19 protein-coding genes and 1 other RNA gene are annotated in these 19070 nt (G+C 41.9%); 9 read left to right on the forward strand and 11 right to left on the reverse strand.

The annotated features are described in order from the left end of the window. Positions 1 to 13: 13 nt before the first annotated feature. From IPL34_RS01440 to IPL34_RS01455, 4 genes are all read left to right on the forward strand, one after another. On the forward strand, positions 14 to 256 hold the full coding sequence (locus IPL34_RS01440; RefSeq protein WP_296836630.1) for a hypothetical protein: 243 nt from the start codon (positions 14 to 16) through the stop codon (positions 254 to 256). A 6-nt stretch (positions 257 to 262) separates the two neighbouring features. Next, positions 263 to 592, forward strand: a complete 330-nt coding sequence (locus tag IPL34_RS01445; RefSeq protein WP_296836632.1) for a cell division protein ZapA — start codon at positions 263 to 265, stop codon at positions 590 to 592. A 243-nt stretch (positions 593 to 835) separates the two neighbouring features. Next, entirely contained in the window at positions 836 to 1990 is a 1155-nt protein-coding gene (locus IPL34_RS01450; RefSeq protein WP_296836634.1) for a hypothetical protein, read from the forward strand. A gap of 82 nt (positions 1991 to 2072) precedes the next feature. After that, entirely contained in the window at positions 2073 to 3479 is a 1407-nt protein-coding gene (locus IPL34_RS01455) for a hypothetical protein (protein WP_296836636.1), read from the forward strand. On the opposite strand, the gene IPL34_RS01460 is transcribed toward IPL34_RS01455, so the two are convergent. Next, entirely contained in the window at positions 3443 to 4738 is a 1296-nt protein-coding gene (locus IPL34_RS01460) for a YihY/virulence factor BrkB family protein (protein WP_296836638.1), read from the reverse strand. The two genes, IPL34_RS01455 and IPL34_RS01460, sit on opposite strands and share 37 nt — an antisense overlap. A 51-nt stretch (positions 4739 to 4789) precedes the next feature. On the opposite strand from IPL34_RS01460, the gene ssrS reads away from it, so the two are divergent. Then, positions 4790 to 4970: non-coding RNA, 6S RNA (ssrS, locus tag IPL34_RS01465), on the forward strand. 25 nt (positions 4971 to 4995) lie between these two features. Here ssrS and IPL34_RS01470 read toward each other — a convergent pair. The 5 genes from IPL34_RS01470 to aroC form a co-directional block, all read right to left on the reverse strand. After that, positions 4996 to 5418: a CbiX/SirB N-terminal domain-containing protein gene (locus tag IPL34_RS01470; protein ID WP_296836640.1), complete on the reverse strand. Its 423-nt coding sequence runs from the start codon at positions 5416 to 5418 to the stop codon at positions 4996 to 4998. A 29-nt stretch (positions 5419 to 5447) separates the two neighbouring features. Then, positions 5448 to 6098: an SPOR domain-containing protein gene (locus tag IPL34_RS01475; protein WP_296836642.1), complete on the reverse strand. Its 651-nt coding sequence runs from the start codon at positions 6096 to 6098 to the stop codon at positions 5448 to 5450. Further along, positions 6095 to 6859, reverse strand: a complete 765-nt coding sequence (locus tag IPL34_RS01480; protein ID WP_296836645.1) for a type III pantothenate kinase — start codon at positions 6857 to 6859, stop codon at positions 6095 to 6097. Before IPL34_RS01480 ends, IPL34_RS01475 begins: the two co-directional genes overlap by 4 nt. Then, complete coding sequence (locus IPL34_RS01485; protein WP_296836647.1) at positions 6856 to 7620, reverse strand: biotin--[acetyl-CoA-carboxylase] ligase; 765 nt, start codon at positions 7618 to 7620, stop codon at positions 6856 to 6858. The genes IPL34_RS01480 and IPL34_RS01485 overlap by 4 nt, the downstream gene beginning before the upstream one ends. Before the next feature lie 90 nt (positions 7621 to 7710). Then, positions 7711 to 8814, reverse strand: a complete 1104-nt coding sequence (aroC, locus tag IPL34_RS01490) for a chorismate synthase (protein WP_296836649.1) — start codon at positions 8812 to 8814, stop codon at positions 7711 to 7713. Between the two features lie 237 nt (positions 8815 to 9051). Between aroC and IPL34_RS01495 the strand changes: the two genes are divergently transcribed. Then, positions 9052 to 9510, forward strand: coding sequence for a cytochrome c (locus IPL34_RS01495; RefSeq protein ID WP_296836652.1), 459 nt, complete (start codon positions 9052 to 9054; stop codon positions 9508 to 9510). A gap of 58 nt (positions 9511 to 9568) precedes the next feature. Here IPL34_RS01495 and IPL34_RS01500 read toward each other — a convergent pair whose 3' ends face one another. From IPL34_RS01500 to grpE, 5 genes are all read right to left on the reverse strand, one after another. Next, positions 9569 to 10249: a cytochrome b/b6 domain-containing protein gene (locus IPL34_RS01500; protein WP_296836654.1), complete on the reverse strand. Its 681-nt coding sequence runs from the start codon at positions 10247 to 10249 to the stop codon at positions 9569 to 9571. Next, the gene (gene dapB / locus IPL34_RS01505; RefSeq protein ID WP_296836656.1) at positions 10249 to 11052 is read right to left on the reverse strand and encodes a 4-hydroxy-tetrahydrodipicolinate reductase; all 804 of its coding nucleotides are present in this window, start codon (positions 11050 to 11052) and stop codon (positions 10249 to 10251) included. Before dapB ends, IPL34_RS01500 begins: the two co-directional genes overlap by 1 nt. A 15-nt stretch (positions 11053 to 11067) precedes the next feature. Then, complete coding sequence (gene dnaJ / locus IPL34_RS01510; RefSeq protein WP_296836658.1) at positions 11068 to 12240, reverse strand: molecular chaperone DnaJ; 1173 nt, start codon at positions 12238 to 12240, stop codon at positions 11068 to 11070. A gap of 101 nt (positions 12241 to 12341) precedes the next feature. After that, entirely contained in the window at positions 12342 to 14258 is a 1917-nt protein-coding gene (gene dnaK / locus IPL34_RS01515; RefSeq protein WP_296836661.1) for a molecular chaperone DnaK, read from the reverse strand. A gap of 99 nt (positions 14259 to 14357) precedes the next feature. After that, positions 14358 to 14969, reverse strand: coding sequence for a nucleotide exchange factor GrpE (gene grpE / locus IPL34_RS01520; protein WP_296836664.1), 612 nt, complete (start codon positions 14967 to 14969; stop codon positions 14358 to 14360). A gap of 886 nt (positions 14970 to 15855) precedes the next feature. Here grpE and IPL34_RS01525 point away from each other — a divergent pair. Genes IPL34_RS01525 through IPL34_RS01535 form a run of 3 tightly spaced genes read left to right on the forward strand, consistent with a single transcriptional unit; the run spans position 15856 to position 19070 of the window. Then, entirely contained in the window at positions 15856 to 16701 is an 846-nt protein-coding gene (locus IPL34_RS01525; RefSeq protein WP_296836667.1) for a 5-bromo-4-chloroindolyl phosphate hydrolysis family protein, read from the forward strand. Positions 16702 to 16718: 17 nt separating this feature from the next. Next, entirely contained in the window at positions 16719 to 17900 is a 1182-nt protein-coding gene (locus IPL34_RS01530; RefSeq protein WP_296836670.1) for a toxic anion resistance protein, read from the forward strand. 18 nt (positions 17901 to 17918) lie between these two features. After that, positions 17919 to 19070 (forward strand): SPFH domain-containing protein, encoded by a 1152-nt coding sequence (locus IPL34_RS01535; protein ID WP_296836673.1) that lies wholly within the window; start codon positions 17919 to 17921, stop codon positions 19068 to 19070.

A 19070-nucleotide genomic window follows, 5' to 3' on the forward strand; every position in this document is an offset into this window, starting at 1 on the left:
CTATTGATGTTGTATGACCACACTAAATCAAACCCCATTGATTGCTAGTCGCTTTAGTGCACTAGAAAAACAGCTTGAGCAACTTCACCGCTTAATAGACAATTTAGCGAGTGAAAATGAAGCCCTACGTCAACGGGAGAAACAATTACTGAAAACCTGTCAATTATTAGACCAGAAAAATACTAAGGCTTGCGCCCAAATAGAAGCTATTATTGCTCAACTGAAACAACAAACACCCTCATCATCCCAAACTTAATGATTTATGGATAATAATATTAATCCCGTCAAAGTACGCATACTCGACAAAGAGTACGTGATCGCTTGCCCTGAAGGACAACAAGCGGCTTTGATTGAGTCGTCTAAACGTGTCGATGGGGAAATGCGCCGCCTAAGAGATAGTGGCAAAGTGATAGGGATTGATCGTATTGCCGTGGTCGTAGCCCTTAATCTAGCGCACGAATTACTTAACTTACAGCAATCCAGTATGCTCAGCACTGACGAGCAAGCGCTTCATCAACAGCTCCAAAATTTACAAGATAAATTAGATGCGCTACTCCAGCAGTATAATAAAAATTTACTTATTCCCTCTTAAAACTCCAGTATTCATAGTGGGTTCATGCCTTGTGTCTATAAGCTAACTCACAGATTTATCAGCTCTTTTAACTTGACAATCCTAAATGAGTTGGTAATAATTTGATCTATAAATTAATTTAATATAAACATTTATTACAAGTCTTAAGAGTGTAACGCGCAATTTTAGCCTAGCACTAAACACTAATTCAGAGATAAATAATAACTAGCTATCTGAATAAAACTAAAAATGGGGGCTTACTGTATGAACGCATCTGCGAGTGCTGTAGCTGTTGCACCAGTAAAAAAAATTAAATTAGGTTTATGGGGACTACCTAATGCTGGTAAGACTGTCTATATGACCATGCTTTATCACTATCTCAACTTATCTAATCAATGGCGTGTTTTATTGGACGAAAACACTTTAGATTTCGTTGATTACAATAAAGAACTATTAATTGAACAAGGTAAATTTATACCCAAAACCGATTGTAGTGCCAATAAAACGGTTTATACCTACAAACTCATCAATAATTATAACAGAAGTATTACCGAACTTAACTTTATTGATCTATCTGGCGAACTATTATTAGAAAAAGACTTAGAGGTTAATAGGCAAAATATTTACGACTATTTTAATAGTTGCCACGGTATTATTTTCTTTGTTAGCCCTTTACAAACCGACCCACCTCTCACTACGGGTCAATCTTATATTAAACTACTGGGCAATCTACTGAACAAAATGCAAATTCGCTCGGCTAATACCGAACGCTTAGAGCAGTATGTAGCTTTTTGTATTACAAAAGTAGATCATGCAGATTTTTACGAAACACATCAACAATCCACACCAGAAGATGCACTACTTAAACTATTAGGTCCTAATATTAACCTTAATTGGTTTAATAACTATTTTCATATCAAAATAGATGAAAGAAAAAAACGCATCAGTGATATACCTAATAAAAACAATCGCTGTAAGTTTTTTTATATTTCACCCTTTGGTGTCTATAAAGATAAAAATGGTGTTATTAAATCTCCTATCGAAGAAATAGAACCTAGTACTGAACAACCTGAAAAACTTGCTGCAAAAGTAGCTAAAACCTATCGTTTCAATGCAAATCCTCCTGAGCTAAAAAGCAGTAATGTTTTATATTTAAATGATAAAAAGCCTAGTGAACCGACTAATCCTTTAAAGATTGTTGCTCAAGCTAATAGCTCTGTACTCATCAATTATGCTGATTTAGCACCTAAAGCCGATGAAACTCAGGAAATCAATACTCTTTATAGTTACGAGGAAAATCGCTACAAAATTAATACTCAAGTAGCTTTTAATCCCATTAATATGCTATCTCCTATCGAATGGATATTAAATGGTATTAATGAATATTTTCCTAATATTAATGACTTACAAAACACTTAGATTTTCGGTGTACTATTTACCTACTTAATTTAGTAATTTTATTAATAATACACACTTATAGTATTCAAGAGGCATAAAGGCTATGCTGGCTCTAAATCCCAACGTAGATGTAGATCATACAACCTTTTGGCGTTGTACTGGTAAAAAAGATGACCCTCATCTAGAGGAAATTCTTACTCAGCATCAATGCTCACGCTGTGGCAAAATGAGACCTAGCTTACCCAAAGAAAATCATGCCACTAATACCAAAAAAATTAAATTTAAATATAAACCCATCAAAAATATAAAATTATTTATTGCTTTAATTATTTTAAATTTAATTAGTGGTTTTACGACCATTTATGGGGCAATGCAAATTTTACCGCTTGCTCCAGCACTTTTAGCGGGAGGAACCATACAGTTTTTACTGTTTTTCTTAGTATACTCTAAAAGTACCCTATCAGATCGTCGCTTGCTGAAATGGTCTATTATTAGTATTTTAATTTTCTTAAGTGTCTATACTAGCTTTTTTTCTTACTATGAAGTCCTTACCGAGAAAAGTAGTGAGAACAGCGCTTATACTAGGGCGCTGTCTGCTCATCAGCGCTTAGTAGCTAATGTTTATACACCTATCAAAAATAAAATTAATAGTTATCAAAGTGAAATCAAGCAACTAGAGCTTTCCATAGCCGATGAGAAGAATGGTAAGCGTAGCTCTGCCAAAGGCGAAGGTCCTATTTATAAACATTTAGTCACTAAGCGCGAAACACTTAATAAAAAACTGATGGAGGCACAGCTTCTCAGTGAGCGCCTCAAGCCTTTTTTTGATTATGATTTGGCAAACCATAATGCTGAGCAAATTTTCCAAGCCGATATGAAAGCATTGGCTCAGATCAATAAAAAATGCTTAACTCTAGAACCTAATTTTGAATGCTTAACCGATGAGTATGTAAGTATCTTAGATCCTAGCACTCCTTTACATCATGACTTTATCAATACCTATTTTGATAAAGATATGAAAATAGGCTTATTAGCACCGATTTTAAAAATGCGCTACTTAGAGGAAGCCGCCATAGGCTCTGCTTTATTAGCTCTAATGATTGATGGTGCGATTATTTTATTAGGCATAGGGGTAGAGCCGAAACAAAAGCCCCGTAAGCTTAATCTACAAATTAATAGCTCGCCCAAAGCATTTTACTCTGAATTATTAGCCCTCATTGATGATAATTTATTAATTGATTTGAGCAATTTAGAGTCCACACATAATAAAGAGGAGTACGCTAACTTACTGCAAAATATTCAAGTTGATACCCATTGGCTCAGCAAAGTAGATCGAGATCAATGGCAGATTAACTCGGGTTATGCGATGCAAGCATTAGTGCATTGGTTAGTAGCCGAGCGTGAAAAGTATAATAATCTAGAAGCTAAATCGAGCAGTAATAACAAATACGCGCCACAAAATAAAGGATTTAATCAACTGGAAGTATTGTTGCCTAGGTTTGTCACTTGAGCTAGCTCATAAAGTGTATAGTCATGCTCAACACTATTGATTTTGGGGCAGTTGAACTCTAAATTCAAATGCTGCCATTCAATTAAATCATGGGCATAAGTTGGGCTATCAATACCATACCATATTAATTTAATAATCATATTAATACTGATATTGCGCGGATCTTGTAGTAGGATCAAATAATCGTTTTCTAGCGTATTATGATAAATGAGTTTTGCCTGACTGAGATCAGTTAGTACTTCATTCACTACCGCTTTGTGATAAGTTAGATTTTCTAGTAAGCTCTCATAAGTAATAGGCTCTTGCCCTGCTATAAACCGTTTAGTGGTAATCACTAAGATATGAAGAGCAAGTATCGATTTAAGATGCGGGCTAATAGTCTCTTCACTATTACTGCGCTTTAGTGTATTAGGGTATTGTAAATAGTAGGCTAAACGTGCACCTATTAATATAATTAGCCAACCTAAATACATCCATAACATTAATAAAAACAAACCCGCAAAAATAGAATAAATAGCCGTTTGTTGTCCTGAACTCACCACGAAAGCTGAAAAGATGTGTCCTGCAACCTGCCATGCTAAGGCAGTAAATAAAGCTCCCCCTAATGCCGCAGCCCAATGTACTTTGGTATTGGGCATTAATAAAAGAATAATAGTAAACAGCAGAGTCAAAATCAGGGTGGGTATTAATAACCCTATATTCCCCCATAATCCCGCTAAATAATCTAACTCTAATAACTGATGAATAAATGAAGTGCGTTGTATACTGCCCCAAATACCTAAGGCCGTGAATACTATGATTGGTCCACCTAATACTACCCCTAAGTAATCACGTAATTGATAGAGTAAAGATCTACCCTTTTCCACCTCCCAAACGTAATTAAAAGCCTCCTCCACTTGGCGTAATAAAGCCACTACGGTATATAATAAAATAGTCAATCCTGCAAAGCCCAAAACCCCTACTTTGACATTATCGACAAACCCTAATACTTGCACACTTAATTCCTGTGCTTTATCACCCAGTGGACTAAGAAAATTTACTAGCAGAGGCTCTAATTGATTATGTACCCCAAAGCCTTTTAATACTGAAAATCCTAAGGCTAATAAAGGTACTAAAGATAATAAGGTGGTATAAACTAATCCAGTAGCTCGTAAAGTAATATCACCGCGATAAATATCATGGGCTAGCGCGATGATTAACCCTTTCAAGTGCTTGAACGCTTGTTGTAGAGCTACAGCAAAAGATCTAAGTTTAAGCATCGGTTTTTACTTTTCATCCTTGCACTAATAGAGTAGTATTCGGGCTAAGGGTGCTTTCTGGAGTGCTCGTAATGAAGTGGGTAAAATCCTTGAGCCTAATACTCTACCCCGGGAATTAGTTTGTAGTCTTGGTGTGCATGACCGTACATCGGTAAGCCTAATAAGATTACACTAATACCCACTTGAACCTCTGGTTCAAGGTCGCTAGCTTCATACGACATACTGGTAGCACCCATTTTTTTATCTCATTTCATATTTCAGCTCGACTCAATACAGCTAGGGTAAGCACAAACCTCTTTCGCACTACACCGATTACATTGAACCTGCTTAGCGGTCTCTAACATTAAACCCACTAATCCTTCTGCTGCACCCAAGTAAGCTGCCATTTTAATACTCACCTCAGGATGCTCTAGGCGTTTTTCATGCACTAAACTCGGCACATCTTGGCTCACATGGCGTCCAGCCGACAGAAAATAAGGTAATACCAATACTTCAGTAGCCCCCTGATCGATACAGTATTGAATACCATCAGGAATAGACGGTTCGGCTAACTCCAAAAAGGCACTACTGACTAAGGTATAAGTATTCGACTCGGTTTGTAAGCGCTTAGCTAGCTGACGCACCTCCTCATTGGATTCCGCTTTACGACTACCATGAGCTACAATTAATAGGCTTTTCATTGGTCACTCCTTAAGAGATAGACAGAGCATTAAGACTGGCAGGCTCGCGGTATTTTTTGCACATCGGTACTAGCATCAATCGCTTTACTCCACGCAGGAACCGGAGTATTGCTCCCAAATGGCTCATCATAATCCAGCCAATAAACCTCTCGCGCTGCCTTTTGCTCGGTAAAACGCGCATCATAGCCTAAATAACGAATATACTCAGCCTGTCGTTGGGCTAGGGTTAGATTATTAAAAAACCCTAAAGAGATAGCATTTTGATAAGGCCCTTCACGAATAATCAGCGCATCTTTAACATCAAAACGCTTCATATCATCAACCACTTTTTGCGCCTCGTCTGCACTAGCAAAGGCGGGGATATAAACTAAAAAATTGAGCGTTTCCATACTACGAATCGCCCGCATTTTAACCGCAAGACCATAATTATTAATTTTCTCTTGCACCAACAGAGCGGCTTGCTGGCTAGCATAGGGTCCAATGGTAAAACAACTACTTTGCGCTGGGGCAAGTTGACTACTATACACCGCATCACCCGGAACTTTATCAACGCGCACTAACTCTGGAATATTGGGCAAGGTTAAAGGAATATCAGGATTATTCCGCGCTGGAGCCAATACCACATTCCAACCTAATACCGATAGATTCAAAATAATCAATAATACAAGGGCATAGTTCATAGAGACTCCGTAATCACTTGCAACCCTTGCATCATTAATTGTGGCTCATAGTGATAGCTACTGCCCAAATACTGTTTTAATAATGTACCATCGCCCCCAGTGAGAATACGCTTTACTGGAACGCCCAATGATTGCTCCATACGGTTAGTAATTCCTTCTAGAGCACCTACTAACCCAAACACACTCCCACTCCCAATCCCTTGAAGCGTGTCTTTAGCAAATAACTCAATCGTGTCAAATGATTGAGCTAAATGAGTGGCTTTAGCACGTTGAATTAATGCCTGACCACTAACCCGTAGTCCGGGCAAAATCAGCCCTCCTTGATGAGCACCAGTAGCTAATAAGGCATCAATAGTCACGCCAGTACCTGCATCCATCACAATACACGCTTGTTCTGGATATAAATGATGAGCAGCCACCAAAGCCACAAAACGATCAGCCCCCAAGCGCTCTGGTTGATGGTAAGCGATGGTAATGCCAAAGCCCTGAGCTTGGCTTTTAACACAATATAAGTCTAGTGCATGATCGTGTGCATAGGTTTGTAATGACTGCTCAAAGCTTAAGCCTAGTACATGCACTACCACTATCTGTTGAATCGTAGGATGTTTCTGCAATACTTCACTCAAAGCCGTTAAACCCAATGGGTTATCACCCTCTGGTACATAAGCTAAAGCTTGTACGGAGGTGAGAGCCTTAGTATGGGCATTATAAAGCGCCCATTTTAGGCGGGTATTACCAGCATCAAGGAGAAGCGTTATCACAGGCGCACCGAAACATCTGCTGAAGAAAAAGTATGTAACGTCCCTGCATGATCTAAGACTAATAGCCGTCCTTGACTATCCAAACCACACGCAATACCGGTGAGTGTATGGGTAGTGGACTGCACAACTACTGAACACTGACTCAACATATCCCAACGCTGCCAGGCATAAAGCATGCTATCTAAATCTAAGCGCTCAAAACGCTCCAGATAAGCACTTAACTCCCGCACTAAGGCTGCTGCAATACTAGCTCGATCTAGCTTATGCCCTGTCAGCATTTGCAAACTACACCACGGTTGATCAATGGCATCATTGGGATTGCTAGCCATATTGATATTTAAGCCAATACCAATTACTACTTGCTCTAAGCGCTCGCTCGTTTGTAATAAAATGCCGCCGAACTTTTTACCTTGATAATAAAGATCATTCGGCCATTTGATTTGATGCCCATGAATACCTTGGCGTTGCAATACTTCAGCAATGACCACTGCTACCATCAAGCTGAGCCATGAATAGTTTTTAGGAACTATCTGAAAGTGCCAACGTAAGGATAGGTATAAATTGACACCTTGGGGGGATTGCCAGACGCGCCCGCGCCGCCCACGCCCTGCATTTTGTTGATCAGCCATGCAGACTGCGCCATGACTACCATGCTCAAGGAGCCAATGATTAGTCGAATCGATTTGTGCTGTTATCTGAAGGGGATAAGGATAATCCTTTAATAATCCTGCTAGCTGATCTAAATCTGACGCAGAACTCATCTGCTTTATCACCTATGTCAAATTAACCGAATAACCATAATCCCAGACCTAACACAGTACTAAGACTTTGCTAGGTCACTAATAAAGCGTTTAAACGCCGGGAGGAATATCCGGTAAATCGGTTTCCACATATAGATTTTGAGCGCGGTGACGCATTAAATGATCCATCAGAGTTAAAGCCAACATCGCTTCACAAATAGGTGTTGCACGAATACCCACGCAAGGATCATGGCGTCCCGTGGTAATCACTTCGACCGGTTCATTTTGTAGATTAATAGTGCGTCCGGGAATACGTAGACTAGAAGTAGGCTTAAAAGCCACATTCACTACAATATCTTGTCCGGTTGAAATACCGCCCAAAATACCGCCCGCATGATTACTGAGAAAACCATCGGGTGTCATTTCATCGCGGTGTTCAGTCCCTTTTTGCATCACTGAATGGAAACCCGCTCCGATTTCTACCCCTTTAGCAGCATTAATACTCATCATGGCATGGGCAATATCGGCATCGAGGCGATCAAACACCGGTTCACCCCATCCGGGTGGAACATTTTGAGCCACTACCGTAATTAATGCACCGACCGAGTTACCTTCTTTACGGATTTCATCCATATACTGCTCCATTGCTGGAACCGCTTTGGCACTAGGGCTAAAGAAAGGATTACGATTAGTTTCTTCCCAATCAAAATCATCAAACTCAATAGCAATTTTACCTAGCTGGGCTAAATAGGCGCGAACTTCAATACCATACAACTCAGACAAGTATTTTTTGGCAATACCTCCGGCTGCTACCCGCACCGCTGTTTCACGCGCCGAAGAGCGCCCTCCACCCCGATAGTCACGAATACCGTATTTTTTATAATAGGTGTAATCCGCGTGTCCGGGACGGAATTTATCCATAATATCGCTATAGTCTTTAGAGCGCTGATCCTCATTATGAATCACTAAAGCAATCGGTGTACCTGTCGTTACGCCCTTAAACAGTCCAGAGAGGATTTGTACCTGATCCCCTTCACGCCGTTGGGTAGTGTGGCGACTTTGACCGGGTTTGCGACGATCTAAGTCTTTTTGTAAGTCTTCCTCATTTAAAGGTAATCCGGGCGGACAACCGTCCACAATACAACCTATAGCAGGACCATGACTTTCGCCAAATGAAGTCACGGTGAATAATGTTCCAAATGTATTTCCAGACATACTCAATTCGTCATAAAACTATAAAAACACTCAACGCTAATTAGCGCTGCGCCTAACTGTCGATGGCTCATGCCCTGCCCAACATCATACCTTGTGTTCCACCTTTAAGGCAGCCTAAAGTATAAACTCTCTCTCGAAAGTTTGGTTGCAGGGTTGTATAACATTTGCCACTATTGAACCGAGTGACCTATTAGAAGGAATGGGTACTCTTTTACTAATGACAAGGAGCCAAATCGTATGTTAAAAAAAATGATTCTCCCCTTCACTCTCGCTCTGTCACTCTTAGGCATATCCACTGCGGCTTATAGTGAAGACTCTCCCGCCGAAGCCGCCGCTAAGTATCGCCAAGGTGCTTTCCAAATGACTAAATTTCATTTTGGTCAAATGGGTGCTGTGGTCAAAGGGGCTAAAGAATTTAATGCCGATGAGTTCAAGAAGAACGCTGAAATCGTTGCCATGATGAGCCAAATAGTGGCTAATGGTTTTGGTGAAGGCAGTTCGGCTGACGATAGCAATGCCAAACCTAATGTTTGGACAGATGCAGCAGGCTTCAAGTCAAAACTGGAATCCTTCCAAGTGGAAGCAGCAGCGCTCGTCAAGGCGGCTGAATCAGGCGATCTGGAGCAGATCAAACCTCAGTTTGGTAAAGTCGCTGAAACCTGTAAAGCCTGCCATAAAGAATATCGCAATGACTAATGAGCTAAGCTCATCTTAAAGTTGCTAGTCCCCTTCACCCTGAAGGGGATACCCTGTCTCAAGCCAATAGCGCTAAGACAATACGCACTAATACATAACAAGCCAACATTAAACCTAAACCCAACGCCGTACTTTTAAATACCAAAGCGGGTTTCGATTGATCAGCCGGCCAATCCGCACTACCTAAAACCATTGCTTTAATCAAATTAGTCTGCTTATAAAAACGGTAAAACAATACCGCCAGCACATGCACTACTGCTACTAAGAGTAAGAGATTAAAAATTAAGTGATGGATGCTAGTTAAAGTTTCAGCATTACTGGAACTCACCCACGAGCGTAATGGACCATCCACTAAAATGTCGTCAGTGGCAAATAAGCCCGTGATACTCTGCACTAAGAGTAAGCTTAATATCACGACTACCACCCAACCCCCTAAAGCATTATGCCCTGCATGATAGGCTGTTTTACGCTGCGGTAATTCGAGTAAATGATGAATTGCAGATTTAGGTGACTTCAAAAATTGACTAAAGCGAGCCGTATCACTCCCTACAACACCCCACACTAAGCGGAATAATACTAAGGCTAACACCCCCACACCCACAATCATGTGCCAGTCCATGGCGAAGCCACCATTTTCACCAGACCACCACAGAAAACCAATAGCAGCAACCAGTAACCAGTGAAAGATACGAATAGGTAAATCCCAAATTTTAACAGGGGTAGTATTTTTGTTAGCCATTACTTCAACCCTAATACATCCTGCATATCAAATAAGCCTTTGGGTTGACTACTCAACCAATGCGCTGCACGCGCTGCGCCTTTAGCGAAATTAGAGCGACTAGAGGCTTTATGAGTGATCTCTACGCGCTCACCTTCATCAATAAACATCACTGTATGTTCGCCGACAATATCGCCCCCACGCACAGTAGCAAAACCAATGGTTTTACGCTCACGCTCTCCAGTAATCCCCTCACGTCCATACACAGCACATTCAGACAAATCACGCTCTAAAGCCTGTGCTACTACTTCACCCATTTTTAAAGCAGTCCCTGAAGGTGCATCTACTTTGTGGCGATGATGAGCCTCAACAATCTCAATATCTACTTCATCACCTAAGACCTTAGCCGCCATTTCGAGGAGCTTAAAGCATAAATTCACCCCGATACTCATATTAGGCGCGAACATAATAGCAATCTGTTGCGCCGCTTCAGCAATTTGGGCTTTACCCGCCACATCAAAGCCGGTAGTGCCAATCACCATCTTTTTATTATGCGCCACACACCATTGCAAGTGCGCCAAACAAGGTTCAGGTCGAGTAAAATCAATCAGTACATCAAACTCTAGCTGAGCTTGATCTAACGAAGGCGCTAATTTCACTCCCTTTTTACCAATACCTACGACCTCACCAATATCCGCACCCAATAAGGGATGATGGGCATGTTCAGTAGCTACGGTAACTTCTAAGCCTTCATATTGCGAGCAAACCTGTATTAAAGTGCGCCCCATGCGCCCAGCCGCTCCGACAATGGCGATACGTGTCATAGTGATGTCCTTTGGTTAATCTGCTTTCTTCTCTGGCTTTTTACCTGATTTTTCGGCATCAAACCAATCTTTTACACCTTCAAAAAACGTTTTCGCTTTATCAACCCAGCTATGCTCTTGTGGACTATGACGCTGCCCGCCCTCTTCCATAGTCACCGCTAGCTCTTCGAGTAATTCACGTTGACGCTTAGTCAAATTGACAGGAGTCTCCACAGCAACTGAACAGATCAAATCACCCACTGTAGCACTGCGTACTGATTTAACCCCTTTACCTCGTAGGCGGAATTTTTTACCGGTTTGAGTTTCGGGTGGAATTTTAAGATTGACCGTACCATCTAGGCTAGGAACCTCTAACTCTCCCCCTAAAGCAGCAGTGGTAAAGCGAATCGGTACTTCACAATATAAATGATCACCGTCACGAGTGAAGAGATCATGGGGCTTAATATAAATCTGTACATATAGATCCCCTGCTGGCCCACCATTCATACCCGCCTCGCCTTCAGCACTTAAGCGAATGCGGTCGCCGGTATCGACTCCCATAGGAATTTTAACGGAGAGGGTTCGTTGGGTTTCGATGCGCCCTTGACCATGACAGTCTGGACAAGGTTCAGGGATAATTTTTCCTGTGCCGCGACATTGAGGGCAGGTTTGTTGTACCGAGAAAAAGCCTTGTTGGAGACGAATTTGCCCTTGACCATGACAAGTAGGGCAAGTTTGCGGATGAGTACCCTTCTTCGCTCCCGTACCATTGCAACTGTCACAGTTTTGCAAACTAGGAATACGAATATCGACTGAAGTGCCAAATACGGCTTCTTCTAGGGTTAGCTCTAAATTATATTGCAGATCACTACCACGATAGGCGCGATTACCACTACGCCGCCCACCACCAAAAATATCGCCGAACATATCATCAAATATGTCACCGAACCCACCACCACTGCTACGCCCACCACTCGCAGATGAATTAAGTCCTGCATGACCATATTGGTCGTAGACTGCACGCTTATTGGGATCGGATAAGATCTCATAAGCTTCTTTACATTCTTTAAATTTCGCCTCTGCCTCTGCATCACCCGGATTACGGTCAGGGTGATATTTCATAGCCAAACGCCGATAGGTAATCTTTAACTCAGAGTCGCTGATATTTTTGGCAACACCTAATATTTCGTAGTAATCCCGCTTGGACATGACTTTTTCCCGCTCAATGTAAAAGCAGGCGCAATAGTGGGTAAACTACTGCACCTGTTAACTAGGTCTTTTAAACTAGCCTCGAATCGATACTAATTTAATTACTTTTTCACTTCTTCAAACTCAGCATCTACTACATCGTCGTCACCACCACGATTGGTATTGCCTTGGCTAGATGCACCACCTGCTGTACCTTGAGCTTCACCGCCTTGAGCCATTTTTTGCATTAACTTACCAGAAGCCTCTGCTACTGCGTCGGTCTTAGCGCTAATCACATCTTTGTTATCACCTTTCAGCGCAGTTTTCAGATCACCTAATTTAGACTCAATCTCAGCACGATCGGCAGGTGACACTTTGTCGCCATAATCTTTGAGTGATTTTTCAGTAGCGTGAATAATGCCATCGGCTTGGTTACGGGCATCGACTAACTCACGTTGTTTTTTGTCTTCTTCAGCATGAGCCTCAGCATCTTTTACCATGCGTTGGATTTCATCATCAGACAAACCAGAAGACGCTTTAATCACAATATTTTGTTGCTTGCCAGTAGCTTTGTCTTTAGCCGTAACATTCAAAATACCGTTAGCATCAATATCAAAAGTTACTTCGATTTGTGGCATACCACGCGGTGCAGGTGGAATGTCTTGTAGATCAAAACGACCCAGTGACTTATTGTCACGCGCCATTTGACGTTCACCTTGCAATACATGCACCGTTACAGCAGTTTGATTATCATCAGCCGTTGAGAACACTTGGTTCGCTTTGGTCGGAATCGTAGTGTTTTTCTCAATCAACTTAGTCATTACACCGCCCAAGGTTTCAATCCCTAATGACAGTGGTGTAACGTCTAATAACAATACGTCTTTAACTGTACCCCCTAATACCCCACCTTGAATGGCCGCACCTACCGCTACCGCCTCATCGGGATTAACGTCTTTACGTGGCTCTTTGCCAAAGAAGTTTTTCACCGCTTCTTGGACTTTAGGCATACGGGTTTGACCACCTACCAAAATCACGTCTTGGATTTGGGACACGCTTAAGCCCGCATCTTTAAGTGCAATTTTGCAAGGGTCAATAGTGCGTTGAATCAGATCATCGACTAATGCCTCTAATTTGGCACGAGTGATCTTAATATTCATGTGCTTAGGACCTGATGCATCGGCGGTAATATAGGGCAGATTCACATCGGTTTGTTGAGCACTAGACAATTCAATTTTGGCTTTTTCCGCAGCATCCTTTAGACGTTGCATTGCCAAAGGATCACCTTTTAAATCCACACCAGACGATTTGCGGAACTCATCGACTAAATAATCCATTAAGCGATTATCAAAATCCTCACCGCCTAGGAAGGTATCACCATTAGTAGACAATACTTCAAATTGCTTTTCGCCATCGACATCTACAATTTCAATAATCGATACGTCGAACGTACCACCACCGAGGTCATAGACAGCGATTTTACGATCACCAGTAACCTTGTCCAAACCATAAGCTAATGCAGCAGCAGTAGGCTCATTGATAATGCGCTTAACTTCTAGACCTGCAATTTTGCCCGCATCTTTAGTCGCTTGACGTTGAGAGTCATTGAAGTAAGCCGGTACAGTAATAACCGCTTCAGTGACGGGTTCGCCCAGATAATCTTCTGCGGTTTTCTTCATTTTCATTAGTACACGCGCAGATACTTCTGGGGGAGCCATACGCTTACCATTAGCTTCAACCCATGCATCACCGTTATCAGCCTTGACGATTTTGTAAGGCACTAAATTAATATCTTTTTGTACGGCATCCTCATTAAAGCGCCGTCCAATTAAACGCTTTACTGCATATAAAGTATTTTGTGGGTTGGTCACTGCTTGACGTTTAGCGGTTTGACCTACTAATACTTCATCACCGGTAAAAGCTACAATCGAGGGAGTGGTACGATCACCTTCAGAGTTCTCAATCACGCGGGGTGTGCCACCTTCCATGATCGCCACGCAAGAGTTAGTAGTACCTAAGTCAATCCCAATAATTTTACCCATCTATGAATCTCCAATCTCTGAATTTGCTTTAAGCTCTGGGAGCTTGTTTTAACTTGTCTCTAAACTAAGGGCGCTTTTTCCCTTTTCAAGAGCGTTTTATTATTTTTTACAAACTTGCACCATCGCAGGACGCACTACACGACCATTTAAGCTATAGCCCTTTTGGAACACATTAACCACGGTGTCAGTATTATGAGTCGGGCTATTAATAGTGCTTACCGCTTGATGTAGTTCTGGATTAAAGGCTTGCCCTTCAGGGTTAATTGCTTCGACTTTAAAGCGCCCTAAAGTATCTTCAAATTGCTTAAGGGTGAGCTTCATACCTTCACGAATGCTTTCTAAATCACCGCTAGCTTGTATGCCACTCTCTAAACTATCCAGCACCGGTAACAGACCCTCGACAAAGCGCTGTACTGCAAATTTATGCGTATCTTCTATTTGTTTGTCATGACGGCGACGTACATTCTCCATTTCAGCCTGTAACCGCAAAAGTGCATCTTGCCCTGCCGCTACCTGAGCATTAGCAGCTTCTAGTTGCTGTTGCAAAGTACTAATGGCCTCAGCATCGCTAGCGGAAGTACCTGCATCCGTTTCAATATCATGGGTTTCAGCTTGATTAGCTTGCACGTTTACACTGCCATCAGCACTTTCAAACTGTCCTGTTTTTAGGATGTCTTCTGGATTACTTTTCGCTTCATTACTTTGGGTCATCTGTCCTTCTCCATCTCACACTGATAGGTTTGATTATTTACTTAATGAATGTCGATCATATGGGGATATTTTTTTCTAATTCAAGGCTAAAACCTTCTTGTTTTTAAGTAAGCGCTCCCTAGCCAAACCTAAAAATAGTTCTAGATAGCAAGATAAGAAATAGTTATCTAAGATAAAAACAGTGCAATAAAAAGCTTTTTATAGTTCAGGTTTGATTCAGTGGTACTTGCTAGAATGATCACAACTTCAGCAGGAATCACGAATAAATTGGGGTTTGTGGTAGTGGTTCCGTCGTCATGAAAGTCTTGAATATAACAATAAACTTCATGCCATTCTGACACTCAATGGCTTAAAGGATTCAGAATGACGCGCGCTGAGGTTGATACTCTAAACCGCCCAACTTACCGGCCATTCATTGGGGAGCTGGCTGTTGGGGACATGGTTGAGAGGAAGGAATAAGGGCTAGTAATTATCTGGGAAATATTATTAGTTATTATTCTACACGAAATGGTGCGACAAACAGGGGGTTCGACCTTTCGTGTCCAGATTGGCAACAATCTGGTGTTTTCGAGTCACCTTCGCAAAGCACGCGGACTATCTAGTCCGCGCTTTTTTTTATGTGCAGTACTCACTTCATTACACGCTATTTTCAGTAGATTAGATTTGCTCTTCCTAAAATTCAGTACTATGACATAATACCGGAGACATCTCGATGCCACCGTCTGTTAATAATTGATAATGTACGAAGGACTGCAACTCATGGCATACATCAATAAAACAGTAGGCTTGATTCTACTGCTCATCAGTATTGGTATAGTCAATATCGCCACTATCTATCATAGTTTAGGCAAAACCTTTATCGCTCTTTTTAGTTGAGACTAGCCCTATGTCTAAAGCCCAACGTTATACGCCCTCGGTTCATGATGTGCGCTATGGCATAAAAGGAATTCTGCTCTATCTACTCCCTATCCCTAGTCTGATCGCAGCTTTGATTAGTTTAGGCGCTGGGCAGGTCACCCAAACACTGATTTCAGGTGGTGCTTTTGCGGTCTATATGATTGCCGCTAGTATTGCGCGACAAGGGTTTAAGTTAGAAGGCGAATATACAAAACGCAAATTAGCCCGCGCCCCCAAAACGCCCTATAAAACTATTGCAGCCCTAATGATTGCCTTAAATACTGGTGTACTCGCGTGGTTAGGCACAGGCTATGGTCTAGCGGCTTCGATCTTACTGGGCTTAGCTGCACTATTAGGCTTTACTTTGTACTATGGCTTAGACCCCAGACGCGATAAAAATGCTTTTTCCTCACTTAGTGTGTCCCTAGATGAGGTATTAAATGCCTTAGAAGCGGCTGAAATTAAAATTAAAGCAATAGACAAGGCCCGCACGAGCATCCCTAATCCCGACTATCGCAATCGTCTCCAAAATATCACTAAACAAGCCCGCGATATTTTAACTACCATTGAAGATGATCCCACCCGTCTGTCACAAGCGCGTAAGTTTCTTAAAGTCTATCTAGACGGCACGCAACGTGTCACAGAGACTTATGCCAAGACCTATAAATCGGGTACACCTCCCCAAGCCTTAGAAACGGATTTTGCCAAAGTATTGGACTCCATTGAGGAAACCTTTGCTGAGCAAAAGACTAAATTACTGGAAAATAATACCTTCGATCTGGATGTGCAAATCGAAGTACTCAATCAACAACTCAAACGTGAAACTGTTATTTAATTTCTAGGAGATTTTCGATGAGCCAACTTCAGACCGCTACCGCTACCCAGACTATGCCTCCTCAGCTATCGGTACAAACTCAAAACCTGCCCGCTATTATTCCGGGCACTGAGCCATTACCTGAGGTGAAACCTGAGGTAATCGTTTATAACCAAGTGGATGAAGCTAAAAAACGCGCGATTGATAGTCTACTCAAAGAACTAGACATGACTGATCGTAGTAGCATTATGATGTTTGGTACCAAAACCCAAGAGCAGATGAACTCTATTTCTGAAAAAATGCTCGACGGGGTAAAAAATAAAGATATAGGTGTAGCCGGTGTTGCTTTAAATGATATGGTTACTGCGATCAAGGGGTTTAATATTGATGAATTAAATCCCAATAAGAAAATGAGTTGGTGGGATAAATTACTAGGCAAAGCGACCCCAGTAGTAAAATTCCTCGGCAAATACGAAGATGTGCGTAAGCAAATTGACCGTATTACCGATGAAATGGAAGGTCATAAAACTCAACTCCTGACCGATATTGTGTCACTTGATAAACTCTATGAAGCCAATCTTGATTTCTTCCACAAATTAGAAGTTTATATTGCTGCTGGTGAGGAGAAGCTGCGCCGCTTGGATCAAGAGGACATCCCTGCGCTACTCGCACAAGTTGAGGCAAACTCTGCCGATATGGTCATGGCGCAACAATTACGCGATCTACGTAGTGCGCGTGACGATTTAGAGCGTCGGGTACATGATTTACGCCTAACCCGCCAAGTCGCTATGCAAAGCTTGCCTAGCATTCGTTTAGTACAAGAAAATGACAAAGCCTTAATTAATAAAATCAACTCCACCTTGATTAATACCGTGCCCTTATGGAAAAACCAACTGGCACAAGCAGTGACTATTTTCCGTATGTCAGAAGCAGCTGGCTCATTAAAACGGGCTAATGATCTGACCAATGAATTATTAGAAAAAAATGCCGAAACCTTACGTATGGGCAATGCTGAAACCCGCAAACAAATGGAGCGCGGTGTATTCGACATTGAATCGGTGAAGAAAGCTAATCGAGCCTTGATTGAAACCATTAACGACTCCCTGCGCATTGCCGATGAAGGCAAAGCGATGCGTGCTAAAGCCGAAGCTGAGTTAAAAATAATGGAAAAAGAATTACGTGAGACTCTGATTAGTGCTAAAGGGCGCGTGCAATCATAATTTTAAGGAGTAGCTATCATGGGATTATGGGACATGTTAACGGGTGAGTTTGTTGATGTTATCGACTGGACGGATAACACTAACGACACCCTAGTTTATCGCTTTGATCGTCAAGGCAATAATATTAAATACGGTGCGAAACTCACGGTGCGTGAATCGCAAATGGCGATTTTTGTCAATGAAGGTGAGGTCGCCGACGTATTAGGCCCCGGTATGTATGTGTTAGAAACACGTAACTTACCGATTCTGACTACTTTGCAACATTGGGATCATGGCTTTAATAGTCCCTTCAAGGCTGAAGTATACTTCTTTAGTATGCGTCAGTTTACCGGTCTGAAATGGGGCACGCGCAATCCTATTATTGTACGTGATCCTGAATTTGGTCCTGTGCGTATACGCGCCTTTGGTACTTATGCGATTCGTATTACCGATGCTCGCAAATTCATGCAGGAAATCACCGGAACTGATCGTAATTTCTCAGTCGAGGAGATTAGTGATCAGCTACGTGACTTAATTGTCACACGCTTTAGCACTATTATTGCTAACTCTAATATTCCCGTGCTGGATATGGCGGCTAATACGGATCAACTCAGTAAGTATATTACCGAACGCATTACCCCTGAGTTTGCGAATTATGGTTTAGCTCTCACTCAAGTTCTGATTGAAAATATATCTCTACCTCCCGAAGTGGAGGCGGTACTCGATAAGCGTACTAGCATGGGCTTAGTGGGTAATCTCGATCAATACCTGAAATATCAAACGGCTGAAAGTTTAGGTAAAGGACAGGGGAATAGTGGGATCGAGATGGGAGTAGGCTTTGCTATGGCTAATCAAATGGCTAATAGCTTAAATGCTAATCCTAATGTCACCCCTAGCCACCAAGTGCCTCCGCAAACTCAAGTGCCACCCAAAATGAATCCAAGCATGCCCCCTCAACCGACTGAGCCTGCTGAGTGGCATGTGGCGATGAATAACAATACTCAAGCGGTGGGGCCTATTACTTTAAGTGCTTTACAAGATCATATTAGGCAAGGACAAATCAATCGAGATACTTTGGTATGGCAGATCGGCATGGATAGCTGGCAAGCAGCAGGGAGTGTAAGTGCATTAACTAGCAATTTTGCTAGTACGCAAACGACTCCGCCCCCTCTTCCTAATCGTGCCGAGTAA

This window comes from Thiofilum sp., from assembly GCF_016711335.1.
GTDB lineage: Bacteria > Pseudomonadota > Gammaproteobacteria > Thiotrichales > Thiotrichaceae > Thiofilum.